Below are 24,193 nucleotides of genomic sequence, written 5' to 3' on the forward strand. Positions count from 1 at the left end.
TGCGGGCGGCAAGACTATGGTGCGCGGCTTCGCAATCGGCTATGGAGCGCTGCGCAATTGTGCGCCCGCCGCCATGCAGGGAGTTCTTTCACATGTTCAAAGGCTCGATGACCGCTCTCGTCACCCCGTTCAGCCGCGACGGGAAGCTGGACGAGAAAGCGTTCCGGGCGCTCGTCGAATGGCAGATCGTGGAAGGCACGAAAGGGCTGGTGCCGGTGGGCACGACGGGAGAATCGCCGACGCTGAGCCATGCTGAGCATCGCCGCGTGGTCGAACTGTGCGTTGAGGCGGCCGCGGGGCGTGCGCCGGTTATCGCCGGTGCGGGGTCCAACAACACGACCGAAGCCGTCGGGCTTGCCAGGCACGCCGAAGAGGTCGGGGCCGATGCGGTGCTTGTCGTCACGCCCTATTACAACAAGCCCACGCAGCGTGGGCTTTATGCGCATTTTGCCGCCGTGGCCGAGTCCACCAGGTTGCCGATCTTCATCTACAATATTCCGCCGCGTTCGATCATCGACATGTTGCCGGAAACGATGGGGCGGCTGGCGCATAACTACAAGAACATCGTCGGCGTCAAGGATGCGACCGGCAAGGTCGAACGCGTGTCCGAGCAGCGGATAAACTGCGGGCCCGAATTCATCCAGCTTTCCGGCGAGGATGCCTCCGCTCTCGGTTTCAACGCCCATGGCGGTGTGGGGGCGATCTCGGTCACCGCCAACGTCGCGCCGCGCCTGTGCGCCGCGTTCCAGGAGGCGACGCTGAATGGCGACAGGCAGAGTGCGATCGAGTTGCAGGACCGCTTGATGCCGCTGCACAAGGCGATCTTCGTCGAGCCCGGCGTCTCCGGCGCCAAATATGCGTTGTCGCGGCTTGGAAGGATCGAGAATGTGGTGCGCTCGCCATTGATGACGGTTGAGGCAGCCACCGCCGAGAAGATCGATGCCGCCCTGAAGCATGCGGGGCTGGCGAACTGACGTCCGTCTGCATGATTGATTGATGGCCAAGGACAAGACCAAGACCAGCAATAACAGGACCGTCGCCGAGAACAGGAAGGCGCGGTACTCCTACGAGGTGCTCGACACGATCGAGGCCGGCCTTGTGCTGACCGGAACCGAGGTCAAGGCGCTGCGCGAGGGCAAGGCCAACATCCAGGAATCCTACGCCTCGGTCGAGGGCGGCGAGATCTGGCTGATCAATTCCTATGTGCCGGAATATCTGCAGGGCAACCGCTTCAACCATGAGCCGCGCCGCAGGCGAAAACTGCTCCTGAACAAGCGTGAAATGGCCAGGCTCGCCCAGTCGGTGGAGCGCGAGGGCATGACCATGGTGCCGTTGAAGCTCTATTTCAACGATCGCGGCCGGGCCAAGCTGCTCCTGGCGATCGCGCGCGGCAAGAAGCTGCATGACAAGCGCGAGACCGAACGAAAGCGCGACTGGAACCGCGAGAAGGCCAGGGTGTTGAAGCAGCACGGGTAGGTTTAGGGGAATAGGGGAATAGGGGAATAGGTTGACACCACTCCCCGCAGTGGCCCGACTCCCTTACTCCCTTACTCCCTTACTCCCTTACTCCCTTACTCCCTTACTCCCTTACTCCCTTACTCCCTTACTCCCCCAAAAACTCCCTCACCCGGGCGAACACGCCGACGAACATTTCCTCCGTCAGGCGTCCGGTATTGGTGTTGTAGCGCGAGCAGTGGTAGCTGGAAAAAAGCCTCAGCGCGCCGGCCTGCTGTTCGCCTGCGTGCGAGAAGGGCAGCGCCGCCACCCGGCAACCGAGCGCGCGAACGGTCGACTGGTGGGCGATCGTTCCAAGTGTCACGATGGCGCGCAGATTGGGAAAATCGGCCATCGTCGCCGTCAGGAATCGCCGGCAATTGTTGATCTCGGATCCGACAGGCTTGTTTTCAGGCGGAACGCATCTGACGGCATTGACGATCGCGGTGTCGACGAGTTCGAGACTGTCGTCCGGCCGCGCCTCGAATGTGCCGCGGGCAAAGCCGAAACGTCCCAGCGTGCCATAGAGCAGGTCGCCGGCATAATCGCCAGTGAAGGGACGGCCGGTGCGATTGGCGCCGCGCAGCCCCGGAGCCAGTCCGACGATGAGAAGCGAGACGCTTTGCGCGCCGCCCACCGGCAGAAAGGCGGGAACCGGCGCATTGTGCCAGTCGGGCGCGCGCGCGCGCCAGGTCGACAGGAAGTCGTGCAGGCGCGGGCAGAGCGCGCAGTCGCGCGCCGGCTCCGCCGGGCCGCTCGCAACGGCTGTCATCAATATTCGTCTTCATTCGCGGTTGTGCTTTCGGCGCGCCGGGCAGGGCGGTCGGAGGAGTCGCGGCCGACTTCGTTCTTCAACGAGGCAAGGTCGATGAAACTGTCTGCCTGCCGGCGCAGGTCGTCCGAGATCATCGGCGGCTGCGACTGCATGGTCGAGACGATGCTGACCTTGCGGCCGCGCCTTTGCAGGGCCTCGACGAGCGTGCGGAAGTCTCCGTCACCGGAAAAGATGACGAAATGATCCACCCAGCTCGACAGGTCCAACGCGTCGATCGTGAGCTCTATATCCATATTGCCCTTGATCTTGCGCCGGCCGGATGAGTCGGTGAATTCCTTGGCTGGCTTGGTGACGACCTTGTAGCCATTGTAGTCGAGCCAGTCGATCAGCGGGCGAATCGAGGAATATTCCTGATCTTCCACCAGGGCCGTATAATAGTAGGCGCGCAGCATGTAGCCGTGCTTTTGGAAAGAGGCGAGAAGCTTTCGGTAGTCGATGTCGAAGCCGAGTGCCCGCGAGGTTGCGTAGAGATTGGCTCCGTCGATGAAGAGAGCGATTTTTTCGCGTTCGTCGAACATCTTAAAATGGCCTTTGATCAGCAAATGGTCGGGCAATGTAGGTGAGGGGATCGAACTCTCACATGAAATGACATAGACCCGCCATGGGGTCATTTAAAGTGGCTCGACTTCGCAAGCGCGAAAATTTGATTGTTGCGACCGGCGCATGCGCCGTGGATGCCGCCGGACGCGGCAAATACGCCTGTTCGAAATGCTTGAGTTTTTGCACTTGATCGGGTAAGGGAGCCTCAATTCTCCCACAAGATCATAGCCTGAAAGGGGCATTTGATGGCCCGCGTAACTGTTGAAGATTGCATCGACAAGGTCGATAACCGTTTCGATCTCGTGCTCTTGGCCGGACACCGTGCTCGCCAGATTTCGCAGGGCGGACAGATCACGGTCGACCGGGACAACGACAAGAACCCGGTCGTGGCCCTGCGCGAGATCGCCGACGAGACGCTTTCGCCCGGCGATCTGAAAGAGGATCTGATCCACTCGCTGCAAAAGCATGTCGAGGTCGATGAGCCGGAAGCCGAAGCGTCCGAGCAGGTCGAAAGAGACGAGATCGCCGCTCCGGTGGTTGAGCTGGGCGCTGAAGAAGGCGATCAGGTTTCCTTCGACCGCATGAGCGAGGAAGATCTGCTGGCCGGCATCGAGGGACTTGTGCCGCCGGAAAAGAGCGACGATTTCTGACGCTCTTGGGACGTCGCCACTACCAAGGCGGCGAAATCATGGCTATCTTCGAAATGCGCCGTGGCTGCCGCGGCGCATTTCCTGTTTGATGAGGGAGTCACAACGCCCATGATGCGTCAGTACGAGCTTGTCGAGCGTGTCCAGCGCTACAAGCCCGATGTCAACGAGGCCCTGCTCAACAAGGCGTATGTCTACGCCATGCAGAAGCACGGCCATCAGCGGCGCGCATCCGGCGATCCTTACTTTTCCCATCCGCTGGAGGTGGCGGCAATCCTCACCGACATGCATCTCGACGAGGCGACCATCGCGGTCGCCCTGCTGCATGACACGATCGAGGACACCAGCGCCACGCGCCAGGAGATCGACGAGCTGTTCGGCCCCGACATCGGCAAGCTCGTCGAAGGCCTGACCAAGCTCAAGAAACTCGATCTGGTGTCGAAGAAGGCCGAGCAGGCGGAAAACCTGCGCAAGCTTTTGCTGGCCATTTCCGAGGACGTGCGCGTCTTGCTGGTCAAGCTGGCCGACCGGCTGCACAATATGCGCACGCTCCACCACGTTCCGGAACAGAAGCGCCTGCGCATCGCCGAGGAGACGATGGACATCTATGCGCCGCTGGCCGGCCGCATGGGCATGCAGGACATGCGCGAGGAACTGGAGGACCTGGCCTTCCAGTACACCAATCCCGACGGGTACCGCGCGGTGACGGAACGCCTTGCCGAGATCTTCGAGCGCAACCGCGGCGTCATCGGCGAGATCGAGACCGCTCTTTCGGGACTTTTTGCCAAGCACGAGATCAAGGCTGTCGTCAAAAGCCGCCAGAAAAAGCCCTGGTCGGTCTTCCGCAAGATGGAGACGAAGGCGCTGTCGCTCGAACAGCTCTCCGACATTTTCGGTTTCCGCGTTCTCGTCGATACGGTGGATGAATGCTACCGCGCGCTGGGTGCCATTCACAGCACCTGGTCGATGGTGCCGGGCCGCTTCAAGGACTACATCTCCACCCCGAAGCAGAACGACTACCGCTCCATTCACACGACGATCGTCGGTCCTTCGCGCCAGCGCGTCGAGCTGCAGATCAGGACGTTCGTGATGAACGATGTCGCCGAATACGGCGTCGCGGCCCACTCCATCTACAAGGATCTCGGCAACCGCCCCAACGGCGCCGGCCACGGCATTTCCAGGGACACCAACGCCTATGGCTGGCTGCGCCGCACGATCGAGGTGCTCTCGGAAGGCGACAATCCGGAAGAGTTTCTCGAAAACACCCGCCTGGAGATGTTCCAGGACCAGGTGTTCTGCTTCACGCCGAAGGGCAAGCTGATTGCGCTGCCGCGCGGCGCCACACCGATCGATTTCGCCTATGCCGTCCATACGGATGTCGGCGACACCTGTGTCGGCGCCAAGGTCAACGGTCGCATCATGCCCCTGATGACCGAGCTGAAGAACGGCGACGAGGTCGAGATCATCCGTTCCAAGGCCCAGGTGCCGCCCGCCGCCTGGGAGCATGTCGTGGTCACGGGCAAGGCGCGTTCGGCGATCCGCCGTGCCACGCGCACGGCCATTCGCAAGCAATATTCCGGGCTCGGCACGCGCATTCTGGAGCGCGCCTTCGAGCGTGCGGGAAAGAAGTTTGCCAAGGACAGTCTCAAGCCGGTTCTGCACAGGCTGGCACGCAAGGACGTCGAGGATGTTCTTGCGGCCGTGGGACGCGGGGAGCTTACCTCTCCCGATGTGCTGCGCGCGGTCTTTCCCGACTACAAGGACGAGCGCGTTACCGCCACGCCCAAGGCGCGCGAGGAGGGGTGGTTCAACCTGCGCAACGCCGCCGGGATGTTGTTTCAGATCCCCGGCCGCTCGACCTCGCGCAAGCAGAAGAAGAACAAGAAGCAGGATGGCGCACTGCCGATCCGCGGCGTGCGCGGCGACCTTCCCGTGACCTTCGCGCCGGAAGGCGCGGTGCCCGGCGATCGCATCGTCGGCATTCTGCAGCCGGGTTCCGGCATCACCATCTACCCGATCCAGTCGCCGTCGCTGACCGCCTTCGACGATCAGCCGGAACGCTGGATCGACGTGCGTTGGGATATCGACGAGGACATGAAGGAGCGGTTCCCCGCCCGCGTCTCCGTCACGGCGATCAACGAGCCCGGTTCGCTGGCCGAGATCGCCCAGCTCATCGCCTCCAACGACGCCAATATCCACACCTTGTCGATGGTTCGCACTGCCCCGGACTTCACCGAGATGATATTCGACCTCGAAGTATGGGACCTGAAGCATCTCAACAGACTCCTGTCGCAGCTCAAGGACAGCTCGGCCGTCAGCGATGCAAAACGCGTCAACGGTTGAACGAAGGAAAGGGTGCATGAAAACCGAGGAAGTGCTCGCCATTTTTCGCGAGGCCGGCGCCATTCTGGAAGGCCATTTTATCCTGACCTCGGGCCTGCGCAGCGCGGTCTTTCTGCAAAAGGCGCGCGTCTTCATGCATGCCGACAAGACCGAGCGTCTGTGCAAGGCGCTGGCGGCGAAGATTCGCCAGGCTGTCGCCACGCCGGACTATGTCGTCGGACCGGCGGTCGGCGGCCTCATCCCGGCCTATGAAACGTCGCGCCATCTCGGCGTGCCCGCCATCTGGGTGGAGCGTGAAAACGGTGTCTTCCGCCTGCGCCGCTTCGAGATCGAGCCGGGCGCGCGGGTCGTCATCGTCGAGGACATCGTCACGACCGGCCTGTCGATCCGCGAAACCATTGAGTGCATGAAGGGCCTGGGCGTCGAGGTGATCGCCGCCGCATGCATTATCGATCGCTCGGCGGGCAAGTCCGATGTCGGCGTGCCGCTGATCGCGTTGGCCGAATATGAGGTGCCGGCCTATCCGGCAGACCAGGTTCCGCCCGAGCTTGCCAAAATTCCGCCGGTAAAGCCGGGTAGCCGTAATATATGAGCGCTGGCATGGACGAATGGGCGTGTTGTCGTCTGTTCGCCCGCTGGCTATAAGTTCGGTTAATGGGGCTGTGGAAGAATGCCCCATATTTCGGGGTTGGTCAGCCAGCTATGCTGCATTCAGTTCCCCGACCGGGTGTTGTTGGGGCTCGACGCAAAGAATGCTGTTTCGGCGCAGAAAACCGGCTGGTCTGCATGAGCGTGTCAGAACCTATTTCTGGCCGCGCCGCTCCTTTTGGCGCTCGGCCAAATATTTCGTCAAGCGGACGCTGCGGCTGAATGCCACGCCGCACGCCGTGGCCGCCGGTGTGGCGGCTGGGGTGTTTGCCTCCTTTACCCCCTTCATCGGCTTTCATTTCATCGTCGCGGCGGCGCTCGCCTGGGTGCTCGCCGGCAATCTTCTGGCCTCCGCGCTCGGAACCGCCATCGGCAATCCTTTGACATTTCCCTTTATCTGGAGCGCCACCTACGAATTGGGCCGTTTCATCCTAGAAGGCCGCCATCCCGGCGATCATCCCCGGATCGATCTCTTCGCCGCACTCAAGCATCTCGAATTTTCCCAGATCTGGGCGCCGCTCATCAAGCCGATGACCGTTGGATGCCTGCCGTTGGGGCTGCTGTTTGCCCTCGTCTTCTATCTCGCCACCCGCTGGGCGACGATTGCTTTTCGCGAGCAAAGGCAAAAGCGCCTCGCCGCGAAAGCCAAGCGCCGCGCCGGCATGCTCGACCAGGCGGCAGCGCGATGATCATCGGGCTGGGCTCCGACCTGATCGACATCAGGCGCATCGAACGGTCGCTGGAGCGCTACGGCGAGCGCTTCACGCGGCGCATATTCACCGAAATCGAACAGGCGAAATCCGATCGCCGCAAGGAACGTGCCGCGTCCTATGCCAAGCGTTTCGCGGCCAAGGAAGCCTGCTCCAAGGCCCTGGGAACCGGGCTTTCGAATGGGGTCTTCTGGCGCGATATGGGCGTGGTCAACCTGCCTGGCGGCAAGCCGACCATGGAACTGACCAACGGCGCGGCGCGGCGCCTGGCCGAAATGCTGCCCAAGGAACACATGGGCCTGGTCCATCTGACGATCACCGATGACTTTCCGCTTGCCCAGGCCTTCGTCATCATCGAGGCGGTTCGCGCCGAATTGCGGCCATGATTACGGTATTTGCAGCGTGAAGTTTCAAGCGATGCCGTTGCTCCCGGCAGCGTCAGCCGGTAAGACCTTGCCCCACACCAAACCGAGGACGACATGAGCGTGTCTGAAAAATCGCGAAAAAAATTGGGCGGTCTCGGCGAAACCGTCAGTGTCATCGTGCAAGCGCTGCTGCTGGCGCTCGTCATTCGCACGCTTCTGTTTCAGCCCTTCTCGATCCCCTCGGGGTCGATGCGCCCGACATTACTGGAAGGCGACTACCTGTTCGTGACCAAATGGGCCTACGGCTATTCGCGCTACTCGCTGCCATTTTCGCCGAACCTGTTTTCCGGCCGCATTTGGGACAGTCCGCCCGAACGCGGTGACGTTGCCGTCTTCAAATATCCGCCCAATCCGTCGCTCGACTACATCAAGCGCGTCATCGGCCTGCCCGGCGACCGCATCCAGATGCGCCAGGGGCAACTGTTCATCAATGATGAGCCGGTCGAACGGGTGAAGACCGGTCAGATCGACAATCCCGACATCACCGAGATGAACCGGCCGGTCGACGTCTATCGCGAGACCCTTCCCAATGGGGTTTCCTACGACACGCTGGACATCACGCCGAACGGCATCGAAGACAACACGCGCGAGTTCGTCGTGCCGGAAGGTCACTACTTCATGATGGGCGACAACCGCGACAACTCCTCCGACAGCCGGGTGTTCGGCTTTGTGCCGGACGACAATCTCGTCGGCCGCGCCAACATCATCTTCTTCTCCATCGGCGGCGGCTCCAGCCCGCTCGAATTGTGGAACTGGCCGACCGAGCTGCGGCCGTCGCGTTTGTTCACCTGGATCGAGTGATGCTGCCATGTCCGCCAAGCGACTGAGCGGCCAAGCTCTTGCCGATGCGATCACCGAGAGGACCGGCTACTCCTTCGTCGATGTCGAACGGCTCGAGCGGGCGCTGACCCATGCCAGCGCTCGCGGCAGGTCGGGCGCCGACTATGAACGCCTGGAGTTCCTCGGCGACCGCGTGCTCGGCCTGGTGATCGCCGATTTGCTGTTTCGCTCCTTTCCCGGCGCGCCGGAGGGCGAACTGGCGGTGCGGCTCAATGCCTTGGTCAGCGGCCAGACCTGCGCCGAGGTGGCCAACGAGATCGGTCTGGCCGATTTCATTCGCGCCGACGCCACGGCGCAGGCCCTGAAGGGATCCAAGGGTCGCGGCCTTCGCGCCGACGCCATGGAGGCGCTGATCGCCGCCATCTATCTCGACGGCGGGTTGGAGGCGGTGCGTCCATTCATCCTGCGCAATTGGGAGGACCGCAGCAAGGCGGCGAGCGGCGCCTGGCGCGACCCCAAGACCGAGCTGCAGGAATGGGCCCACCAGTCCCTGGCGACGACGCCGGTCTACAGCGTGGAAGACCGCAAGGGTCCGGATCACGAGCCGGTCTTCACGGTGCGCGTGGAGATTGCCGGCCTGGCACCGGCAACAGGCACCGGGCGGGCCAAGCGCGAAGCCGAGCAGGCGGCTGCCACCGAGATCCTCATCCGCGAGGGCGTGTGGAAACAAGGAGAGCGCGGATGAGTGAAACCGACACATCCGCCCGCCCCACGCGTTCGGGCTTCGTCGCACTGATCGGAGCGCCCAATGCCGGCAAGTCGACGCTGGTCAACCAGCTTGTCGGCGCCAAGGTCTCGATCGTCACCCACAAGGTGCAGACCACGCGTGCCATCGTGCGCGGCATCGCAACGCATGACAATGCCCAGATCGTCTTCGTCGACACGCCGGGCATCTTCCGGCCGCGCCGCCGCCTCGATCGCGCCATGGTGACGACGGCCTGGGGTGGCGCCAAGGACGCCGACATCGTGCTCGTGCTGATCGACGCCGAACGCGGCATCAGGGGCGACGCCGCCGCGATGCTCGACAATCTGGCCAAAGTGCGCCAGCCGAAGGTGCTCCTCCTCAACAAGGTCGACCGCGTGAAGCGCGAGACCCTGCTGGCGCTGGCCGCCGAGGCCAACGAGAAGGCGTCCTTCGAGCGCACCTTCATGATTTCCGCGCTCACCGGGTCGGGCTGCGAAGATGTCCTCGACTATCTCGCCACCACCTTGCCGGAAGGCCCGTGGTATTATCCCGACGACCAGCTCTCCGACCTGCCGATGCGCCAGCTCGCCGCCGAGATCACGCGCGAGAAGCTTTATCTCAGGCTGCATCAGGAACTTCCCTATTCCTCTCATGTCGAGACTGAGACATGGGAGGAAAAGAAGGACGGCTCGGTGCGCGTCGATCAGGTGATCTATGTCGAACGCGACAGCCAGAAGAAGATCGTGCTGGGACGCAACGGCGAGACAATCAAGGCGATCGGCCAGGAAGCGCGCATGGAACTTGCCGGAATCCTGGACCAGAAGGTCCACCTGTTCCTCTATGTCAAGGTGCGCGGCAACTGGGGCGACGACCCCGAGCGCTACCGCGAGATGGGGCTCGACTTTCCCAGCTGACGCCGGGGCCGTCACGATCGCTTGACGTATGTCCTGCCACCCGGGCAAATGCCGCCATGGAATGGCGTGACGAAGGCATCATCATCGGCTCGCGCCGGCACGGCGAGACGAGCCTCATACTGGAGGTGATGACGCCCGCCCATGGGCGGCATCTGGGGCTGGTGCGCGGCGGGCGTTCGCGCCGCATGCAGCCGGTGCTGCAGGCCGGCAACCGCGTCGCGCTCACCTGGCACGCCCGTCTCGATGAGCATCTGGGCATGTTTCAGGTCGAGGCGCTGGAGATGAATGCCGCGCGGCTGTTTTCCAGCGCCGTCGCGGTCTATGGCCTGCAGACGCTGGCGGCTCATCTGCGCCTTCTGCCCGAACGCGACCCGCACCCGAACCTGTTCGAGACCATGACCATCATGGTGGAGCATCTGGAAGACGCCGAAGCCGCGGCCGAACTCATGGCGCGCTTCGAGCTCCTGGTGCTCGACGAGCTGGGCTTCGGGCTGGACCTGACGCGTTGCGCCGCCACCGGCGCCAAGGACGACCTCGTCTATGTGTCGCCGAAATCGGGCCGGGCGGTGTCGAGCGCCGCCGGCGCGCCCTATCATGACCGCATGCTGGCCCTGCCGGCCTTCCTGCACCGTGGCGCACAGGTGCGTGGCGATGCGCGCGCCTATGAGGACGCGTTCAAGCTGACAGGCTTTTTCTTCTCACGTCACGTCTACGAGCCGCGCGGCATCGAGCCGCCGGAAACGCGGGCCGGGTTTCTTTCCGCCGTCAGGCGGGAGTTGGGCCGCTGACCCTAGAGCATGTCCCGCTCAAACGGAATCGTTTGAGCGAAAGGTACATGCTCCAACATATTGAGCTGGCGCGCATATCTTTGCTTCAAACGTTTCCGTTTGAAGCGAACGCGCGCTATTGCGCCGCGGCCAGCGCCGGGCGATCCACGGTCCGCTCCTCGATCGGCCAGTGGACGACCGCCGCGAACAGGCCCAGCGCCACGCCCAGCCACCACACCGGATCGTACGAGCCGAACAGGTCGTAGAGATAGCCGCCGAGCCAGACGCCGAGGAACGATCCGATCTGGTGCGAGAGGAAGACGACGCCGCCCAGCATGCCGAGATGGCGCGTGCCGAACATGACCGCCACCAGGCCGTTGGTCGGCGCCACGGTGGAGAGCCACAGGAGCCCCATGAGGACGGCGAAGACGATCACGCTTGTCGGCGTCTGAGGCAGCAGCAGGAAGGCCGTCACCAGAATGGAGCGGCCGATGTAGATCCAGGCGAGAAAGTGCGGCTTGGAATAATGCTGGCCGATGAAGCCGGAAGCGAGCGAGCCGATGATGTTGAAGAAGCCGATCAGCGCCAGAGCGATCACGGCGTAGCGCGCATCGATGCCGATATCCGAAATATAGGCGGGAAAATGCGCGGTGATGAAGGCGACCTGGAAGCCGCAGACAAAGAAGCCGGAGGTCAAAAGCAGGTAGCTGCGGTGCCCCAGCGCTTCGCGCAATGCCTGGCCGGTCGTCTGGTCGATCTCCTCCTGGCTTGTTCTGCCGCTCTTTGCATTGCCTCTCAGCGGGATGGCCAGCACCGGCAGCGCCAGCATCATGAAGCTCATGATGACCAGCGTGTCGAACCAGCCATAATTGTCGATCAGTCCCTGGCTGAGCGGCGCGAAGAAGAACATGCCCGCCGAACCGGCCGCCGTCCCGATGCCGAAGGCGAGACTGCGCTGCTCGGGCGCGACGTTTCGGGCAAAGGATGCCAGGACGATGCCGAAGGAACCCGCCGCAACGCCCAGGCCGACCAGCACGCCGCCGCCGAGATGCAGCATGCCGGGGCTGTCGGCGATCGCCATGAGATAGAGGCCGGCGGCATACATCAGGCCGGAAAGCGCCAGCACCCGCCAGGTGCCGAACCGGTCGGCGATGGCCCCGAAAATCGGCGTGCCCAGGCCCCATGCAAGGTTCTGGATCGCCATGGCCAGGCCGAACGTCGTGCGGTCCCAACCCTTTTCGGCCAGCATCGGAAGCTGGAAGAAGCCCATCGCCGAGCGGGGGCCGAAATTGAGCGCCGCGACCAGGCAGCCGCAAATGATGATCATCCAGGGGAGCGAAGGAAGGGCGCGCTGGGCGATGGGGGCAGGGGTCATGGGAAACTCCGTTGGGCGTCGGAATGTATACGCAGATGCTGATGGCAAGAATTCAAATGTTCACGTGCATTGGATCAAAGATTCTGATCTTTCCGTCGCATTCGATCGGCGCTGCGGAATGGCTCCGGCGAATTGCAGGTACGAAGCGTGATTCCGTCGTGAAATTCGATTGTGAATCGAAAGCATACAAGATACTTGTATGCAAGATATATGAACGCGAACGAGAAGGCGGCCATGGATCGCATCGAAGAGTGCATCAGCTTCCAGCTTGGCAAGGCCTATCAGCAGATCACGCGGCGGGCCCGCGAGGCTCTTGCCATGCACGGCATCACGCCCGTGCAATATGCGACCTTGTGCGTGTTGTGGGAACGCGACGGGCTAAGCTGCGCGGACCTTTGCGCGCGTCTCATCCTCGACAGCGCGACCATGACCGGCATTGTCGACCGGCTGGAGACGGCGGGCTGCGTCGAGCGCCGCCGTGGTCCCGACGGCGACCGCCGTCTAAGCCGCGTCTATCTCACCGCGTCCGGCAACACATTGCGCGAACCGTTGCAGGCGGCCATGGACGCAATGAATCGCGAGATCGACGCCCATCTCGGTCAGGCGGCTGGCGCCGTTCGCCGTGCCCTGACAGCAATCGGAGCGTCGTCCCGGGAAGCAACGTAAACCGTAACGCCCGCTGATCCCTTGCTGGCGCGGGTGCCCGCAACCTGTTGTCAACTCGCCTTGGCCTGGAACAGATGGACGTCGCTTTGCGGATAGGGGATCGATATGCCTTTCTTGTCGAAGGCGAGCTTTGCCGCCTTGGTCAGGTCGAGCTTGGTCTGCCACCAGTCGGCGGTCTTGGTCCAGTAGCGGGCCGTGACGCTGACCGCGCTGTCGCCGAGCTCGACGACGAAGGTGGCCGACTCCGGATCGCCGAGCACGCGCGCGTCGGTGTCGACGAGCCCGGCGAGCGTCTTTTGCGCCAGCTCGATGTCGTCGCCATAGCCGATGCCGATCGTCAGGTCGTTGCGGCGAATGGCATTGCGCGAGTAGTTGGTGACCGAGGAGGACCAGAGCTGGCTGTTGGGCGCCAGAACGTATAGCCCGTCGAGCGTCTTGAGCTCGGTGGCGAACAGCCCGATCTCCTCGATCGTGCCCGACAGGCCGCCCGCATCGATGAACTCGCCGACACGGAAGGGCCGAAGCACCAGGAGCATGATGCCGGCGGCGATGTTTTGCAGCGTGCCTTGCAGGGCCAGCCCGATGGCCAGGCCCGCGGCGCCGAGCGCGGCCAGTATGCTGGCGGTCTGCACGCCGAACTGCGCCAGAACGGCGATCACGACGAAGATGAGGACGATGTAGCGCACCAGCTTGGAAAAGAAGCGCCGCAAGGTCTCGTCGAAACCGTGCACACGGCCCAGACCTCTGCTGGCCCAGCGTTCCAGCACGCCGGCGATGAAGTAGCCGACGATCAGGAGGATGATCGCGCCGATGACGGAGAAGGAATATTGCACGACCAGGCCGGACGCTTCGTGGACGGCCGCTTGGGCGGCGTTGGCCATGTCCGCGGTATTCGCTTCAAGCTGTTCCATGACTGGACCTCGTCGGTTGCATAAAGGAGTGCTGTATTAGAGCGGAACCTTCCACGCGCATAAACCCGAACAACGGGAATTTCCCCGACTGGCTTTGCAATTGGCGCCAAACTGCCACAGTTCCGTCGAGCTTCGCGGGCGGTAGCGCAAGGCAGTTTGCGCGCCGTTGCCTGACTGCATGACAGTTCGTTGCGGACCCATGGCCGGCGGCTTTGAATGATGCTTCGTGCCGTCCTAAAATCGATTCCGATTTTCGGGCGGATGCGTTAGGCTTGCCGGGTGCGGCGACTCGCTCCACATCCGGTTGCGTTTGCGTGTGCTATGCCGGGCGAGTTCGAAAGATTGGTGAAGGATCTGATGTCAAATTTCAGCCGTCGAAGGCTTTTGGTCATGGCAGCGACGGGTGCGGCCTCTGCCACGCTGTCGGCTTGCACGAACACGCAGCTTCGGACTGACCGGTCTTTGATGCAGACGGCGCTGGGTCGCCCGATGCATCTGGCGCAGTACGGTGCCGGGGGCGGTCTCGGCAATCACGAGGCGATGTATGCCGCCCTTAGCGATGGCGGACACAACATCCCGGCTGTCCCGATCGACAAGATCGATCCGCAATATTTCCGCCAGATTGTCTCCGACCCGACGGGCGAGCGGCCCGGAACGGTGGTCGTCGATACGGCGAATCACTTTCTCTACCTGGTGGAGCCCGGCGGCCAGGCGATCCGCTACGGCGTCGGCCTCGGTCGCCAGGGCTTCGAATGGGCCGGCCGCGGGGTCATCGAGTGGAAACAGCAATGGCCCCGCTGGTTCCCGCCGGACGAAATGATCGACCGCCAGCCGGACCTGGAGAAATACCGGGCGCGCCAGATTGCGGGCACCAACCAGTGGGATGGGGGCATGCAGCCCGGCATCACGAACCCTCTGGGAGCGCGCGCGCTCTATATCTACCAGAACGGCAAGGATACGCTCTATCGCGTCCACGGCTCGCCGGAATGGTGGTCGATCGGCAAGTCCGTTTCGTCGGGCTGCGTGCGCCTGATGAACCAGGATGTCATTGATCTGTACGGCCGCGTGCCCGAAGGCGCACCGCTGGTGGTCACGAGCGGGTTGCGGAGGGTCGCTTAGCGCAATTCCAGGAGAAGTGGAAACCGGTTCTCTGTCCGGAATTGCGTCAAATCAAAAGGTACATGCTCCGGCATATTGATCTGGCGCGCATATCTTTGAAGCAAAGATATGCGCGCTAGCGCCGTCTATGGCCGAGTGTCGACCTTTTCGGTCAGCCATGCCTTGATCAATGACTGGTAGGGCATGTCTCGCTTGTTTGCGGCGATCTTGATACGTTCCAGCAGCGACACCGGCAATCGCAATGAGATCGAGGCCGACGAAGGTTTGAGATTCGGCATCCGGACGCGTTCGGCCTTGGCCCAGTCCACGTAATCGGTCGAGTCCTGCTCTTCCCAGAAGGTGCGCTCTTCAGCCTCGGTGGCAAAGCTCGGGGTCGACTTAGTCTTCTTCGGCATAACGTGCCCTTTCCTTTCGGCTCATTTCACGGGCGGAAATCACACGGATCAAGGTGTCGGCACCCCGCAGCGTGAAGCTGATGTGAAGCAATCTCCCGTCATCGGTATGGCCGAGCGCGTGGAGCCGTTGCTCGTCGGCGCTGTGCTTTACATCGAGGACGACCAACAGCGGGTCATTGAAGAAGACCTGTTCGGCCTCTGCTTGGCTGACGCTGTGTTTGCGGGCGCTCTTGCGACTGTTGCCGTCATCCCAGTCAAATCCGGCGATCCGTGAAAAGTCGATCATGATGTATATGATGACAATATACGAAAAAGTCCATGGGTGGCTGCAAAAGCGAGAGCCTCGCCAAGGCCTCTCTGGTTTTCGCCGGACGAAATGACCGACCGGCGGCCGGAGAGAGGGAGGTTAATCCATTCGGACGCACAAAGGGCGCCCGCGCTCTTCGAATCTGTGCATCGTGCTTATCGAAAAGTCGATTCCGATATTCACGCCGATACGCTACCAGCGTCAGCCGCACTGCTCTTTCCGGCGCAATTCCTCGATCTCGGCGAAGCGCCGAATGAAGGCGTCTTGTGCCGTTCTGGCCGGTTTGGGGGCCAGGTCGAAATCGTCATGGGCGAAGCCGTGGGGACGGCCGAAATATTTCGTCGCCTCCTTCTCTTCGAACCCGGCAAGCCGCGTCGCCTCGAAATAGGCGGCGATATGGTCGGCCTTCTTGATCGAGGATTTCAGTTTCGCAGGAAGGCTTGCCGGCAGGCCGAAGCGCAGGTGAATGACCGCCTGCAGGCGCCGCTCGACCTGCTTGTAGCCGCCGCCCACCACTGCCTTGAAGGGCGAGATCATGTCGCCGATCACATATTCGGCGCCGTCGTGCAGCAGCGCGGCCATCCGCCAATCGGCCGGGCAATCGGAATTCTGCGCGCAGAAGATCTCCTCCACCAGCAGCGAATGCTGGGCGACCGAGAATGCGTGGTCGCCCTTCGTCTGTCCGTTCCAGCGCGCCACGCGCGCAATGCCATGCGCGATGTCGGAGATCTCGATGTCGAGCGGAGAGGGGTCGAGCAGGTCGAGGCGCCGGCCCGACAGCATGCGCTGCCAGGCGCGCGCAGGCGCGCCGGTTCGGTCGGGCATCAGCCGTTCCCCGTCGTGGCGTCTTCGGGGAAGCCGAAGCGCACGCCTGGCGGAATCCTCAAATGCAGCGCCGTCTCTCCGGCTAAGATGGCGGTGCCGGCGTCCATCGCATCCCTGGCCTTGTCGATGCGCACCAGCGCCAGCCCCGTCGGTCCGACCGACGAGCCGAGCGTCCCGATCGCACGCCCGTCGGCGGTCACGGGCGTACCGGGTTCCGGCAGCGGACCATCGGCCTCGGCGATCAGGATGCGGCGGCGGGCGGTGCCGCGATGCTGCATGCGGCTCACCACTTCCTGGCCGACATAACAACCCTTCTTGAAGCCGATGCCGTCGTTCTGATCGAGCAGGACGTCATGCGGAAAGGCGTCGCCCAGCGCATAATCCGCGCCGCTCTCGGCGACGCCGGCCGCGATGCGATGCCGGTGCCAGTCCTCGAGGCCGGCGCTTGCCGGCGGGGGGGCATCGTAGAAGCGCCGCACGCCGGCATCCGCAGGAAAGCGCAGGTCGGTAAGGCCCGCCGCTGAATCACTTTCTGAAGCAGATGAATCACTTTGCGAAGGCGTTGAATCATCCGGCCAGGAAACGGCGACAAGATTCTGATTTTCTTTCTTAATGTCTGCCTTGGCGCGCAGCTTGTAGAGCTTCAGCCGGCCAACCAGCTCGTCTGCCGTCTCCGCGCGGCACTCGATGCGCAAGCCGTCTGCGCCATGTCTTGAAATCAGGAAGTCGAACAGGATCTTGCCTTGCGGCGTCAACAGCGCGCCGGGCTTTGCCGCGCCTGGCTGCAGTGCATCCAGGTCGGGCGTGATCACGTTCTGCAGGAGCGCCTCTGCATCCGGTCCGGTCACCTGGATCAAGGCACGGTCGGAAAGGTGAACTGTCGGCATGGTTTGACGGCCCGTGCTTGCAATTGAAGGGGCCATTACGTAAGCCCGGCGGAGCGCACGAGCAAGGGTCGCGGTCCCATGAGCACAACATTCGATCTTCTTCTCAAGGGCGGCACGGTCGTCAATCAGGATGGTGTGGGCGTGCGCGACGTCGGCGTGCGCGCCGGTCGCATCGCCGCCATCGGCAATCTGCGAACGGCGGATGCAGCCGAGGTGATCGACTGCACCGGGCTGCATGTCCTGCCGGGTGTCATCGACAGCCAGGTGCATTTCCGCGAGCCGGGTCTGGAGCACAAGGAAGACCTCGAGACGGGCGCGCGCGCCGCGGTCCTGGGTGGCGTGACGGCGGTCTTCGAAATGCCCAACACCAAGCCGCTGACGACCTCGCAGGCCGCGCTTGCCGACAAGATCGCGCGTGCCCGCGGCCGCATGCATTGCGACTTCGCCTTCTGGGTCGGCGGCACGCGCGACAACGCCCATGAAGTCGGCGAACTGGAGCGCCTGCCGGGCGCGGCCGGCATCAAGGTTTTCATGGGGTCTTCGACCGGCGACCTTTTGGTCGAAGACGACGAGGGCGTGGCGTCGATCCTCAGGAACACGCGCCGTCGCGCCGCCTTCCATTCCGAGGACGAGTTCCGCCTGCGCGAGCGTCTTGGCGAACGTGTGGAGGGCGATCCAGCATCGCATCCGGTCTGGCGCGACGTGACCGCCGCCCTTCAATGCACCGAGCGTCTGGTGCGTATCGCCCGCCAGGCCCGCGCGCGCATCCACGTGCTGCATATTTCGACGGCCGAGGAGATCGCCTTTCTCGAGGCGAACAAGGACGTGGCGACCTGCGAGGCCACGCCGCATCACCTGACACTTTCGGCCGAAGATTATGCCCGGCTCGGCACGCTGATCCAGATGAACCCGCCGGTGCGCGCCGCGCATCATCGCGCCGGCATCTGGGACGGGATCGCCAACGGCGTGGTCGACGTTCTGGGCTCCGATCACGCTCCGCATACGCTGGCTGAAAAGCAGCAGGCCTATCCTGCCTCGCCCTCCGGCATGACCGGGGTGCAGACGCTGGTGCCGATCATGCTCGATCACGTCAATGCCGGCCGGCTGACGCTTGAGCGCTTCGTCGATCTGACGAGCCACGGTCCGGGCCGCATCTTCGCCATGGCGCGCAAGGGCCGCATTGCCTGTGGCTATGACGCCGATTTCACCGTGGTCGACCTGAAGCGCCGGGAGACCATCACCAACCGGCAACAAGGTTCGCGGGCCGGCTGGACGCCCTATGACGGGCGCGTCGTGACCGGCTGGCCGGTCGGCACGGTGATCCGCGGTCGTCGTGTCATGTGGGACGGCGAGATCGTCATGCCGGGCGAGGGCGAGCCGGTGCTGTTTTCGGAGGCGCTGCCGGGCTGATCGTGTCGGCGTCTGGCTGTGTCATGCCCTCCGACACTGCCGCAACCGCTCTGACAAGCGCTGCAGCCGTTCGGCGCCGGCCGCGCTCATCCCGCCCTGCTCATAGTCGCGGCGGATCGCGTCCTCGATGCCCTCGGCAATGCCGTCCAGCGTCGGCCGTTGACGCTCGTCGTCATACTCGTTGAACAGGTTGATCCAGCGGTCCGTGTCGCGGCCGAAATGCATCAGCCGGTCGAAGAACAGTTCCGGTTCGCGCGCGGCTATGATGCCTATGACGCCGGCCGCCAGCGACAGCGGGCTCATGACGACATCGCGAAACCCGTCGGCCATCAGCTTGAACTGGAACATCACAAGGCGCCGCACGAGCCGGCCGCGTGTCGAGCGTTTGCGCAGTGCAATGGCCGATCCGCGGCCGTTCCCTTCACTCGCCTGCATCCCTTCCCTCCCGTTCCAAGATGCCCGCCTTCCCTCCCGTTCCAAGATGCCCGATTGAGGGCATATGGGGATCGAGGCGCGAGATGCAATCGAGGGAGGTTCTTCGTCAGTCGCCGGCGACGAAAAACACCCATTCTCCGTCCGGCGTGATGCCGGCGCGATAGAAATTGTAGGCGCCGTAGGTCTTCATGTCCTGGTAATCGCCGGCCGTGACGATCTTGAACAGTTCCACCCGCTGCGGCGCGTCGAGACGCTCCAGCGGCACGGCGAAGAAATAGGGCCAGACATAGACCTCGTTCGGCGTGCCGGCCTCCAGGTGCACGAAGCCTGCTTCCAGCACCTCGAGCAGGATGGCCAGGATTTCCTGTCCGTCGCCGTCCCCCGATATCTCATGAAGAAAGTCGATCGGATCGCCCTCGATGCCGCCGAGCGACAACTGGGTGGCCGAGGCGCCCATGCCGATCAGCGGCCGCAGTCCCTCCAGATCGCCCTTGCGGCAGGCCTCGATAATCAACTGGCGCATGCGCCGGGTCGGCTCGGGCAGACGGGAAAGGTCGTGGATGACCTCGGGCAACGGCTCGTCCAGGTCGACATGCGGCAGATCAGCGGGATCGCCTTCACCGGGTTGTCCGTCGTCCGGCACCTCCATTTCGGGCGCGGGCAGGGGCGCGCGTTCGACCGGATCGGGCATCGGCACGCCCGTTTCGGGTTCGGATTTTTCAGCGGGATCGTCCGAGACTTCTTCGCCGGATGGCACCTCCGGCGTCTTGATTTCGCTGAGTGCCAATTGCGTTTGCCCGGCGGCGGGCAGGGCAAACATCCCGAAGCCCAGGGCAAGAATCATTGTCGAACAGAGGAGAAAGGACGGTGTATTCATGGTCCAGTCGTCAGTTAGGCGTCATGACACCCGCGATGACGGTGCAGGCCGGTTTCGCCAAGCAAACCGGAGCCTCGGCCCAAGGTCAATGATGCGTGCGGGCCGGCTCGAACTCGCCCGCGATCACCTTGTCGCGCATGCGATCCAGGAGCGCGATGGCCGCGTCCTCGCCGCTGCTGCGCAGCAGTTCGGCAAAGGCGGTTGCCAAGGCGGCCTCGGCGATGATTTCCGGCTCGATGCCTGCGGAAAGGCCTTCCGCCCATGCCTCGGTCTGGCTTTCGACCGCCGTCAGCCGCTTTTCCTCGCGGATGAGCGCGTCGAGTTCGCCATTGCCATGTTCCATTTTCACATCCACCCTCCGGCGGTCAAAAGTGTCCCAGAATCCGCCGATCGTGACTTAAGGTCCCATTAAGCCTTTTAGCACAGGAAGCGCGGCATGCACCCGGCTCCTTCGCCAAAAAGTAAACACTCCACTAATTTCCGAATACTGTGGCGATTTCGTGCGAAAGGGTCTCGCCTTCCTTCATGTAGCGCGCGATCACTTCGGCGGTGGAAGCGGTGCAGGCGAGATGGCTGTCGGAAAAGGCTCGATAGCCGCGATTGAAGCTGGCGATGAATTTTGCCCGGCGCTCGCCGGTGGCATTCTCTGCTGCGATCAGTGCCTGTATCTGCTCGCGCCAGCGGTCGCTGTCCTCGCCGCACAGATTGCGCAGATAGTGGAGCGCTCCGAGGATCTCGCTCAGCCGCGTCAGCCGCGCCTCAAACGGTGCGTCGATGGCCGCTGCAGGCGCAGGTGCGGCCGCAATCAGGGCAAGGGCGATGAGGAGGCTGCGCACACGGTCGAAGGCCATGGCGCTTTTGTGCCGAAGGATCGTGAAAGGCGCAAGGCGTATGACGGGTTTCAATCCGGCCGGCGGAGAATTGCCCGTGCTGCCTCGAGGGTCGACGCCGTCACGGGCAGTGCCCCCATCTCGGCAAGCGTGAACCAGCCGACGTCGTCGGCATCGTCTCCCGCCACCGCCTTGCCGCCGCGGTATTGCGCGCAAAACAGACTGAGGCGGAATGTCTGCTCTTCGCCGGTGCCGGGCAGATCGATCACGGTGAAAAGTTCGAGCGCGCCGGCCGCAAGGCCGGTTTCCTCGCCAAGTTCGCGCCGCGCGGCCGTTTCCGCCGTCTCGCCGCTTTCCACCCGGCCGCCGGGAAAGGCGTAGAGCCCCCTGGCGGGTTCGCGGCCACGGCGCACCAGCAACAGCCGCCCGCCGTCGCGCAGCGCAACGGAGACGGCAGGTATGACGGTCGGCTTCTCATTCATCGCGTCCAGCGATAGTGCGGGCAGAGCGAATTCGCAAATCGCGGACGCTTGACGGCGCCCGCCTGACCGGCAAGCTAGAGATATGTGTGGACATATCGCATTGACGGCAACGCCGGAAGAGATCGAGGCGCTGTTTGCGCTTCTCGATCTCGAGCCCTTTCCGCCGCGCTACAACATCGCGCCGACGCAACCGCTTCTCATGGTTCTGGCCGGCGAAAGGCGCCAACCCGGCTCCAACCTGCCCGACCGCAAGGCGCTTCTGGTGCGATGGGGGCTGATACCTGCCTGGGCCAAGGACTCGAAGGCCCTGCCGCTGCTCATCAACGCAAGGGCCGAGACGGCGGCCGGCAAGCCCGCCTTCCGCGCCGCAATGCGCCATCGCCGCGCGCTGGTGCCGGCCTCGGGATTTTACGAATGGAAGCGCGACGGCCGGAAGAAATCGCAGCCCTATTGGGTGCGCCCGAAAGGCGGCGGCATCGTCGCTTTCGCCGCGCTGATGGAAACCTTTGCCGAGCCGGGTGGCTCGGAGATCGACACCGGCGCCATTCTGACGACCACGGCCAATGCGCAACTCGCAGAAATCCACGATCGCCAGCCGGTCGTCATCCGGCCGCCGGATTTCGAACGCTGGCTCGATTGCCGCACGCAGGAACCGCGCGATGTCGCAGACCTCCTGGCGCCGGTCGAGCCGGATTTCTTCGAGGCGATCCCCGTTTCCACCAGGGTCAACAAGGTGACCAATACCGGGCCCGAGATCCAGGAACGCGCGGAACCCGGCGAAGATGCGGCGGAGGCAACCGCCAGGCCGAAGCGGACAAGGAAAGCGGAGCGCGATAACGGCGCCCAGATGAAGCTGCTTTGATGGCGGCGCAGTCTTGCTCGAAAACCTATCGAGTGATCGTCCCTGGCATCTGCCAAAGCACTCTTGACGGGCGGCGATGCCGGGGCGATAAGGCCGTCGATGAAAACGACTTGCGCCATTATCGGCATTTGCATTTGCGGCTAGCATTCCTGCTGGTCCGGTCGTTTTCGCCTTTTCTCCACGGATAAGATAAAACGCCCCGGCCAGCAGGCTGGGATGGATTTATGTCTGAAAACGGTTTTCGTGGGCTTCGCATTTACAACACGCTGACGCGGACGAAGCAGGATTTCGTCCCCCTCGATGCGCAGAATGTGCGCATGTATGTGTGCGGACCGACGGTCTACGACTTCGCCCATATCGGCAATGCCAGGCCGGTGATCGTCTTCGATGTCATGTTCCGGCTGCTGCGTCATCTCTACGGCGCCGAGCACGTCACCTATGCGCGCAACATCACCGACGTCGACGACAAGATCAACGCGCGGGCGCTGCGCGATTTCGGCGAGGATATTGCCGCCGGCAGGCTGTCGCTCAACGAAGCGATCCGCAAGGTGACGGAGACGACGGCCAACCAGTTCCACGCCGATGTGAAGGCGCTCGGCTGCCTCAAGCCCAGCATCGAGCCGCGCGCGACCGAGCATATCGACGGCATGGTCACGATGATCCAGGAACTCCTCGAAAAGGATCATGCCTATCTCGCCGACGGAAGCGAGGGCAGGGAGGTCCTGTTCGACACCGCCTCGATGCCCGATTACGGCCGGCTCTCGCGGCGCAGGCTGGAAGACCAGCAGGCCGGTGCCCGCGTGGCGGTGGAAGAGCACAAGAAGAACCCGGCCGACTTCGTGCTTTGGAAGGAGTCTTCCGCCAAGGAGCCGGGCTGGGAGGCGAACTTCGCCGCCCATGGCCAGACGTTCGCCATTCGCGGCCGTCCAGGCTGGCACATCGAATGCTCGGTGATGAGCGGCCAGCACCTGGGCGACGTCTTCGACATCCATGGCGGCGGGCTCGACCTGATCTTCCCGCATCACGAAAATGAGCTCGCCCAGTCGCGCTGCGCCCACGGTACCGATGTCATGGCGCGCTACTGGATGCATAACGGCTTTCTGCAGGTCGAGGGACAGAAGATGTCCAAGAGCCTGGGCAATTTCGTCACCATTCACGATCTGCTCGAGACAGAGCGCTTCGGCGGGCGCCAATGGCCGGGCGAAGTCTTGAGGCTCGCCATGCTGATGACGCATTATCGCGAGCCGATCGACTTTTCGGTGCGCAAGCTCGAAGAGGCCAAGGCGATCCTGGAGCGCTGGGCCGATGCGCTGGAAGCGTCCGAGGCCGAAGTCGCGTCTGGTCCGGACAGTGAATTGTCGCCCAACAACCCGCTGCTCGACGATCTCAATACGCCGGCCTTCATCCAGGAACTTCATCCGATTGCCAGGCAAGCCGCCGCCGGCGACGGTCATGCCAAGACGCTTCTGCGCCTGGGGCTCGACCTGGTCGGCTTCGAGCGGATCGGCTCCTTCTCGCGCAGCGCGCAGGCCGAGGCGCTGGGCGCCGATGGCGATATGACGGCGCGCATCGCTGCCGCCATCGACAAGCGCCTGGCCTTCATCCGCGAGAAGAACTGGGGCGAGGCCGACCGCATCCGCGACGAGCTCGCGGGTGAGGGCATCCAGCTCAAGGACGGCAAGGACGCGGAAACCGGCGAGCGCGTGACGACATGGGAGGTGAAGCGGTGAGGGTTGTTGAAGGCAGACCTGAAAGGCCGGCGGGACAGCGCCCCCCTCTGGCCTGCCGGCCATCTCCCCCACGAGGGGGGAGATTGGCAATTGCCGCACCTAAGCTTTTACTGCGACCTTGGCGACTGGCGAAAGCGGTGCGGCGAGTTGATCTCCCCCCTCGTGGGGGAGATGTCCGGCAGGACAGAGGGGGGCAACGTAGAGCCTGCACCGACACCGCCCACGTCTTGCAAG

At 63.3% G+C, this 24,193-nt stretch carries 29 protein-coding genes; 16 read left to right on the forward strand and 13 right to left on the reverse strand.

Features of this window, described 5'->3' with window-relative positions:
* The first annotated feature begins 92 nt into the window (after positions 1-92).
* On the forward strand, positions 93-974 hold the full coding sequence (gene dapA / locus GM909_RS05185; protein ID WP_157015145.1) for a 4-hydroxy-tetrahydrodipicolinate synthase: 882 nt from the start codon (positions 93-95) through the stop codon (positions 972-974).
* 22 nt (positions 975-996) lie between these two features.
* The gene (gene smpB / locus GM909_RS05190; protein WP_157015146.1) at positions 997-1,476 is read left to right on the forward strand and encodes an SsrA-binding protein SmpB; all 480 of its coding nucleotides are present in this window, start codon (positions 997-999) and stop codon (positions 1,474-1,476) included.
* A 127-nt stretch (positions 1,477-1,603) separates the two neighbouring features.
* On the opposite strand, the gene GM909_RS05195 is transcribed toward smpB, so the two are convergent.
* Positions 1,604-2,266 carry a uracil-DNA glycosylase gene (locus GM909_RS05195; protein ID WP_157015147.1) on the reverse strand — a complete coding sequence of 221 codons (663 nt, stop codon included), beginning with the start codon at positions 2,264-2,266 and terminating at the stop codon, positions 1,604-1,606.
* Positions 2,266-2,847 carry a LabA-like NYN domain-containing protein gene (locus tag GM909_RS05200; protein WP_157015148.1) on the reverse strand — a complete coding sequence of 194 codons (582 nt, stop codon included), beginning with the start codon at positions 2,845-2,847 and terminating at the stop codon, positions 2,266-2,268. Before GM909_RS05200 ends, GM909_RS05195 begins: the two co-directional genes overlap by 1 nt.
* 267 nt (positions 2,848-3,114) lie before the next feature.
* Here GM909_RS05200 and rpoZ point away from each other — a divergent pair, with 267 nt between their 5' ends.
* From rpoZ to recO, 9 genes are all read left to right on the forward strand, one after another.
* Positions 3,115-3,519: a DNA-directed RNA polymerase subunit omega gene (gene rpoZ, locus GM909_RS05205; protein WP_157015149.1), complete on the forward strand. Its 405-nt coding sequence runs from the start codon at positions 3,115-3,117 to the stop codon at positions 3,517-3,519.
* 108 nt (positions 3,520-3,627) lie between these two features.
* Positions 3,628-5,859: a RelA/SpoT family protein gene (locus tag GM909_RS05210; RefSeq protein ID WP_157015150.1), complete on the forward strand. Its 2,232-nt coding sequence runs from the start codon at positions 3,628-3,630 to the stop codon at positions 5,857-5,859.
* A gap of 16 nt (positions 5,860-5,875) precedes the next feature.
* Positions 5,876-6,451, forward strand: coding sequence for an orotate phosphoribosyltransferase (gene pyrE / locus GM909_RS05215; RefSeq protein ID WP_157015151.1), 576 nt, complete (start codon positions 5,876-5,878; stop codon positions 6,449-6,451).
* A 160-nt stretch (positions 6,452-6,611) separates the two neighbouring features.
* Complete coding sequence (locus tag GM909_RS05220) at positions 6,612-7,196, forward strand: DUF2062 domain-containing protein (RefSeq protein WP_157015257.1); 585 nt, start codon at positions 6,612-6,614, stop codon at positions 7,194-7,196.
* Complete coding sequence (acpS, locus tag GM909_RS05225; RefSeq protein WP_157015152.1) at positions 7,193-7,603, forward strand: holo-ACP synthase; 411 nt, start codon at positions 7,193-7,195, stop codon at positions 7,601-7,603. The genes GM909_RS05220 and acpS overlap by 4 nt, the downstream gene beginning before the upstream one ends.
* Before the next feature lie 93 nt (positions 7,604-7,696).
* Entirely contained in the window at positions 7,697-8,443 is a 747-nt protein-coding gene (gene lepB / locus GM909_RS05230; RefSeq protein WP_157015153.1) for a signal peptidase I, read from the forward strand.
* Between the two features lie 7 nt (positions 8,444-8,450).
* Positions 8,451-9,167 (forward strand): ribonuclease III, encoded by a 717-nt coding sequence (gene rnc / locus GM909_RS05235; protein WP_157015154.1) that lies wholly within the window; start codon positions 8,451-8,453, stop codon positions 9,165-9,167.
* Positions 9,164-10,081 (forward strand): GTPase Era, encoded by a 918-nt coding sequence (gene era, locus GM909_RS05240; RefSeq protein WP_157015155.1) that lies wholly within the window; start codon positions 9,164-9,166, stop codon positions 10,079-10,081. Before rnc ends, era begins: the two co-directional genes overlap by 4 nt.
* Positions 10,082-10,137: 56 nt before the next feature.
* A complete protein-coding gene (gene recO, locus GM909_RS05245; protein WP_157015156.1) occupies positions 10,138-10,869 on the forward strand; it encodes a DNA repair protein RecO in 732 nt (243 codons plus the stop codon).
* 115 nt (positions 10,870-10,984) lie between these two features.
* Here recO and GM909_RS05250 read toward each other — a convergent pair whose 3' ends face one another.
* Positions 10,985-12,223: an MFS transporter gene (locus tag GM909_RS05250; RefSeq protein ID WP_157015157.1), complete on the reverse strand. Its 1,239-nt coding sequence runs from the start codon at positions 12,221-12,223 to the stop codon at positions 10,985-10,987.
* 234 nt (positions 12,224-12,457) lie between these two features.
* Here GM909_RS05250 and GM909_RS05255 point away from each other — a divergent pair, with 234 nt between their 5' ends.
* The gene (locus tag GM909_RS05255; protein ID WP_198174134.1) at positions 12,458-12,889 is read left to right on the forward strand and encodes a MarR family winged helix-turn-helix transcriptional regulator; all 432 of its coding nucleotides are present in this window, start codon (positions 12,458-12,460) and stop codon (positions 12,887-12,889) included.
* 50 nt (positions 12,890-12,939) lie between these two features.
* On the opposite strand, the gene GM909_RS05260 is transcribed toward GM909_RS05255, so the two are convergent.
* A complete protein-coding gene (locus GM909_RS05260; protein WP_198174135.1) occupies positions 12,940-13,800 on the reverse strand; it encodes a mechanosensitive ion channel family protein in 861 nt (286 codons plus the stop codon).
* Between the two features lie 357 nt (positions 13,801-14,157).
* Between GM909_RS05260 and GM909_RS05265 the strand changes: the two genes are divergently transcribed.
* A complete protein-coding gene (locus GM909_RS05265; RefSeq protein WP_157015159.1) occupies positions 14,158-14,919 on the forward strand; it encodes a L,D-transpeptidase in 762 nt (253 codons plus the stop codon).
* A gap of 125 nt (positions 14,920-15,044) precedes the next feature.
* Here GM909_RS05265 and GM909_RS05270 read toward each other — a convergent pair whose 3' ends face one another.
* From GM909_RS05270 to ygfZ, 4 genes are all read right to left on the reverse strand, one after another.
* Positions 15,045-15,314, reverse strand: coding sequence for a BrnA antitoxin family protein (locus GM909_RS05270; RefSeq protein WP_157015160.1), 270 nt, complete (start codon positions 15,312-15,314; stop codon positions 15,045-15,047).
* Entirely contained in the window at positions 15,298-15,600 is a 303-nt protein-coding gene (locus tag GM909_RS05275) for a BrnT family toxin (RefSeq protein ID WP_157015161.1), read from the reverse strand. The genes GM909_RS05270 and GM909_RS05275 overlap by 17 nt, the downstream gene beginning before the upstream one ends.
* Before the next feature lie 222 nt (positions 15,601-15,822).
* Positions 15,823-16,446, reverse strand: a complete 624-nt coding sequence (locus GM909_RS05280) for an HD domain-containing protein (RefSeq protein WP_157015162.1) — start codon at positions 16,444-16,446, stop codon at positions 15,823-15,825.
* Complete coding sequence (gene ygfZ, locus GM909_RS05285) at positions 16,446-17,333, reverse strand: CAF17-like 4Fe-4S cluster assembly/insertion protein YgfZ (protein WP_157015163.1); 888 nt, start codon at positions 17,331-17,333, stop codon at positions 16,446-16,448. The genes GM909_RS05280 and ygfZ overlap by 1 nt, the downstream gene beginning before the upstream one ends.
* A gap of 78 nt (positions 17,334-17,411) precedes the next feature.
* Between ygfZ and GM909_RS05290 the strand changes: the two genes are divergently transcribed.
* Positions 17,412-18,743: a dihydroorotase gene (locus GM909_RS05290; RefSeq protein WP_157015164.1), complete on the forward strand. Its 1,332-nt coding sequence runs from the start codon at positions 17,412-17,414 to the stop codon at positions 18,741-18,743.
* A gap of 21 nt (positions 18,744-18,764) precedes the next feature.
* Here the strand turns inward: GM909_RS05290 and GM909_RS05295 are convergent, their stop codons facing one another.
* The 5 genes from GM909_RS05295 to GM909_RS05315 all read right to left on the reverse strand — a co-directional run bounded on the left by GM909_RS05295 (position 18,765) and on the right by GM909_RS05315 (position 21,367).
* Positions 18,765-19,178: a hypothetical protein gene (locus GM909_RS05295; protein WP_157015165.1), complete on the reverse strand. Its 414-nt coding sequence runs from the start codon at positions 19,176-19,178 to the stop codon at positions 18,765-18,767.
* A gap of 106 nt (positions 19,179-19,284) precedes the next feature.
* A complete protein-coding gene (locus GM909_RS05300; protein ID WP_235911669.1) occupies positions 19,285-20,022 on the reverse strand; it encodes a hypothetical protein in 738 nt (245 codons plus the stop codon).
* 118 nt (positions 20,023-20,140) lie between these two features.
* Positions 20,141-20,398 (reverse strand): hypothetical protein, encoded by a 258-nt coding sequence (locus tag GM909_RS05305; RefSeq protein ID WP_157015259.1) that lies wholly within the window; start codon positions 20,396-20,398, stop codon positions 20,141-20,143.
* A 130-nt stretch (positions 20,399-20,528) separates the two neighbouring features.
* Complete coding sequence (locus GM909_RS05310; RefSeq protein ID WP_157015167.1) at positions 20,529-20,906, reverse strand: TIGR02301 family protein; 378 nt, start codon at positions 20,904-20,906, stop codon at positions 20,529-20,531.
* A gap of 50 nt (positions 20,907-20,956) precedes the next feature.
* Complete coding sequence (locus GM909_RS05315) at positions 20,957-21,367, reverse strand: NUDIX hydrolase (RefSeq protein ID WP_157015168.1); 411 nt, start codon at positions 21,365-21,367, stop codon at positions 20,957-20,959.
* A gap of 82 nt (positions 21,368-21,449) precedes the next feature.
* Here GM909_RS05315 and GM909_RS05320 point away from each other — a divergent pair, with 82 nt between their 5' ends.
* On the forward strand, positions 21,450-22,229 hold the full coding sequence (locus GM909_RS05320) for an SOS response-associated peptidase (protein ID WP_157015169.1): 780 nt from the start codon (positions 21,450-21,452) through the stop codon (positions 22,227-22,229).
* 224 nt (positions 22,230-22,453) lie between these two features.
* Positions 22,454-23,959 (forward strand): cysteine--tRNA ligase, encoded by a 1,506-nt coding sequence (gene cysS / locus GM909_RS05325; protein WP_157015170.1) that lies wholly within the window; start codon positions 22,454-22,456, stop codon positions 23,957-23,959.
* The last annotated feature ends 234 nt before the right edge of the window (positions 23,960-24,193 follow it).

This window comes from Mesorhizobium xinjiangense (genome assembly GCF_009749525.1).
Classification (GTDB): domain Bacteria; phylum Pseudomonadota; class Alphaproteobacteria; order Rhizobiales; family Rhizobiaceae; genus Mangrovimarina; species Mangrovimarina xinjiangensis.

Coding starts and splice junctions, on each gene's coding strand:
- GM909_RS05270 (WP_157015160.1), bottom strand. CDS start 15,314: ATGCCGAAGAAGACTAAGTCGACCCCGAGCTTTGCCACCGAGGCTGAA.
- GM909_RS05195 (WP_157015147.1), bottom strand. CDS start 2,266: ATGACAGCCGTTGCGAGCGGCCCGGCGGAGCCGGCGCGCGACTGCGCG.
- GM909_RS05310 (WP_157015167.1), bottom strand. CDS start 20,906: ATGGCCTTCGACCGTGTGCGCAGCCTCCTCATCGCCCTTGCCCTGATT.
- GM909_RS05300 (WP_235911669.1), bottom strand. CDS start 20,022: ATGATTCTTGCCCTGGGCTTCGGGATGTTTGCCCTGCCCGCCGCCGGG.
- era (WP_157015155.1), top strand. CDS start 9,164: ATGAGTGAAACCGACACATCCGCCCGCCCCACGCGTTCGGGCTTCGTC.
- GM909_RS05315 (WP_157015168.1), bottom strand. CDS start 21,367: ATGAATGAGAAGCCGACCGTCATACCTGCCGTCTCCGTTGCGCTGCGC.
- GM909_RS05275 (WP_157015161.1), bottom strand. CDS start 15,600: ATGATCGACTTTTCACGGATCGCCGGATTTGACTGGGATGACGGCAAC.
- GM909_RS05260 (WP_198174135.1), bottom strand. CDS start 13,800: ATGGAACAGCTTGAAGCGAATACCGCGGACATGGCCAACGCCGCCCAA.
- GM909_RS05280 (WP_157015162.1), bottom strand. CDS start 16,446: ATGCCCGACCGAACCGGCGCGCCTGCGCGCGCCTGGCAGCGCATGCTG.
- ygfZ (WP_157015163.1), bottom strand. CDS start 17,333: ATGCCGACAGTTCACCTTTCCGACCGTGCCTTGATCCAGGTGACCGGA.
- GM909_RS05200 (WP_157015148.1), bottom strand. CDS start 2,847: ATGTTCGACGAACGCGAAAAAATCGCTCTCTTCATCGACGGAGCCAAT.
- GM909_RS05210 (WP_157015150.1), top strand. CDS start 3,628: ATGATGCGTCAGTACGAGCTTGTCGAGCGTGTCCAGCGCTACAAGCCC.
- smpB (WP_157015146.1), top strand. CDS start 997: ATGGCCAAGGACAAGACCAAGACCAGCAATAACAGGACCGTCGCCGAG.
- GM909_RS05305 (WP_157015259.1), bottom strand. CDS start 20,398: ATGGAACATGGCAATGGCGAACTCGACGCGCTCATCCGCGAGGAAAAG.
- GM909_RS05290 (WP_157015164.1), top strand. CDS start 17,412: ATGAGCACAACATTCGATCTTCTTCTCAAGGGCGGCACGGTCGTCAAT.
- acpS (WP_157015152.1), top strand. CDS start 7,193: ATGATCATCGGGCTGGGCTCCGACCTGATCGACATCAGGCGCATCGAA.
- recO (WP_157015156.1), top strand. CDS start 10,138: ATGGAATGGCGTGACGAAGGCATCATCATCGGCTCGCGCCGGCACGGC.
- GM909_RS05295 (WP_157015165.1), bottom strand. CDS start 19,178: ATGCAGGCGAGTGAAGGGAACGGCCGCGGATCGGCCATTGCACTGCGC.
- dapA (WP_157015145.1), top strand. CDS start 93: ATGTTCAAAGGCTCGATGACCGCTCTCGTCACCCCGTTCAGCCGCGAC.
- rpoZ (WP_157015149.1), top strand. CDS start 3,115: ATGGCCCGCGTAACTGTTGAAGATTGCATCGACAAGGTCGATAACCGT.
- GM909_RS05255 (WP_198174134.1), top strand. CDS start 12,458: ATGGATCGCATCGAAGAGTGCATCAGCTTCCAGCTTGGCAAGGCCTAT.
- GM909_RS05265 (WP_157015159.1), top strand. CDS start 14,158: ATGTCAAATTTCAGCCGTCGAAGGCTTTTGGTCATGGCAGCGACGGGT.
- pyrE (WP_157015151.1), top strand. CDS start 5,876: ATGAAAACCGAGGAAGTGCTCGCCATTTTTCGCGAGGCCGGCGCCATT.
- lepB (WP_157015153.1), top strand. CDS start 7,697: ATGAGCGTGTCTGAAAAATCGCGAAAAAAATTGGGCGGTCTCGGCGAA.
- rnc (WP_157015154.1), top strand. CDS start 8,451: ATGTCCGCCAAGCGACTGAGCGGCCAAGCTCTTGCCGATGCGATCACC.
- GM909_RS05320 (WP_157015169.1), top strand. CDS start 21,450: ATGTGTGGACATATCGCATTGACGGCAACGCCGGAAGAGATCGAGGCG.
- GM909_RS05250 (WP_157015157.1), bottom strand. CDS start 12,223: ATGACCCCTGCCCCCATCGCCCAGCGCGCCCTTCCTTCGCTCCCCTGG.
- GM909_RS05220 (WP_157015257.1), top strand. CDS start 6,612: ATGCTGTTTCGGCGCAGAAAACCGGCTGGTCTGCATGAGCGTGTCAGA.
- cysS (WP_157015170.1), top strand. CDS start 22,454: ATGTCTGAAAACGGTTTTCGTGGGCTTCGCATTTACAACACGCTGACG.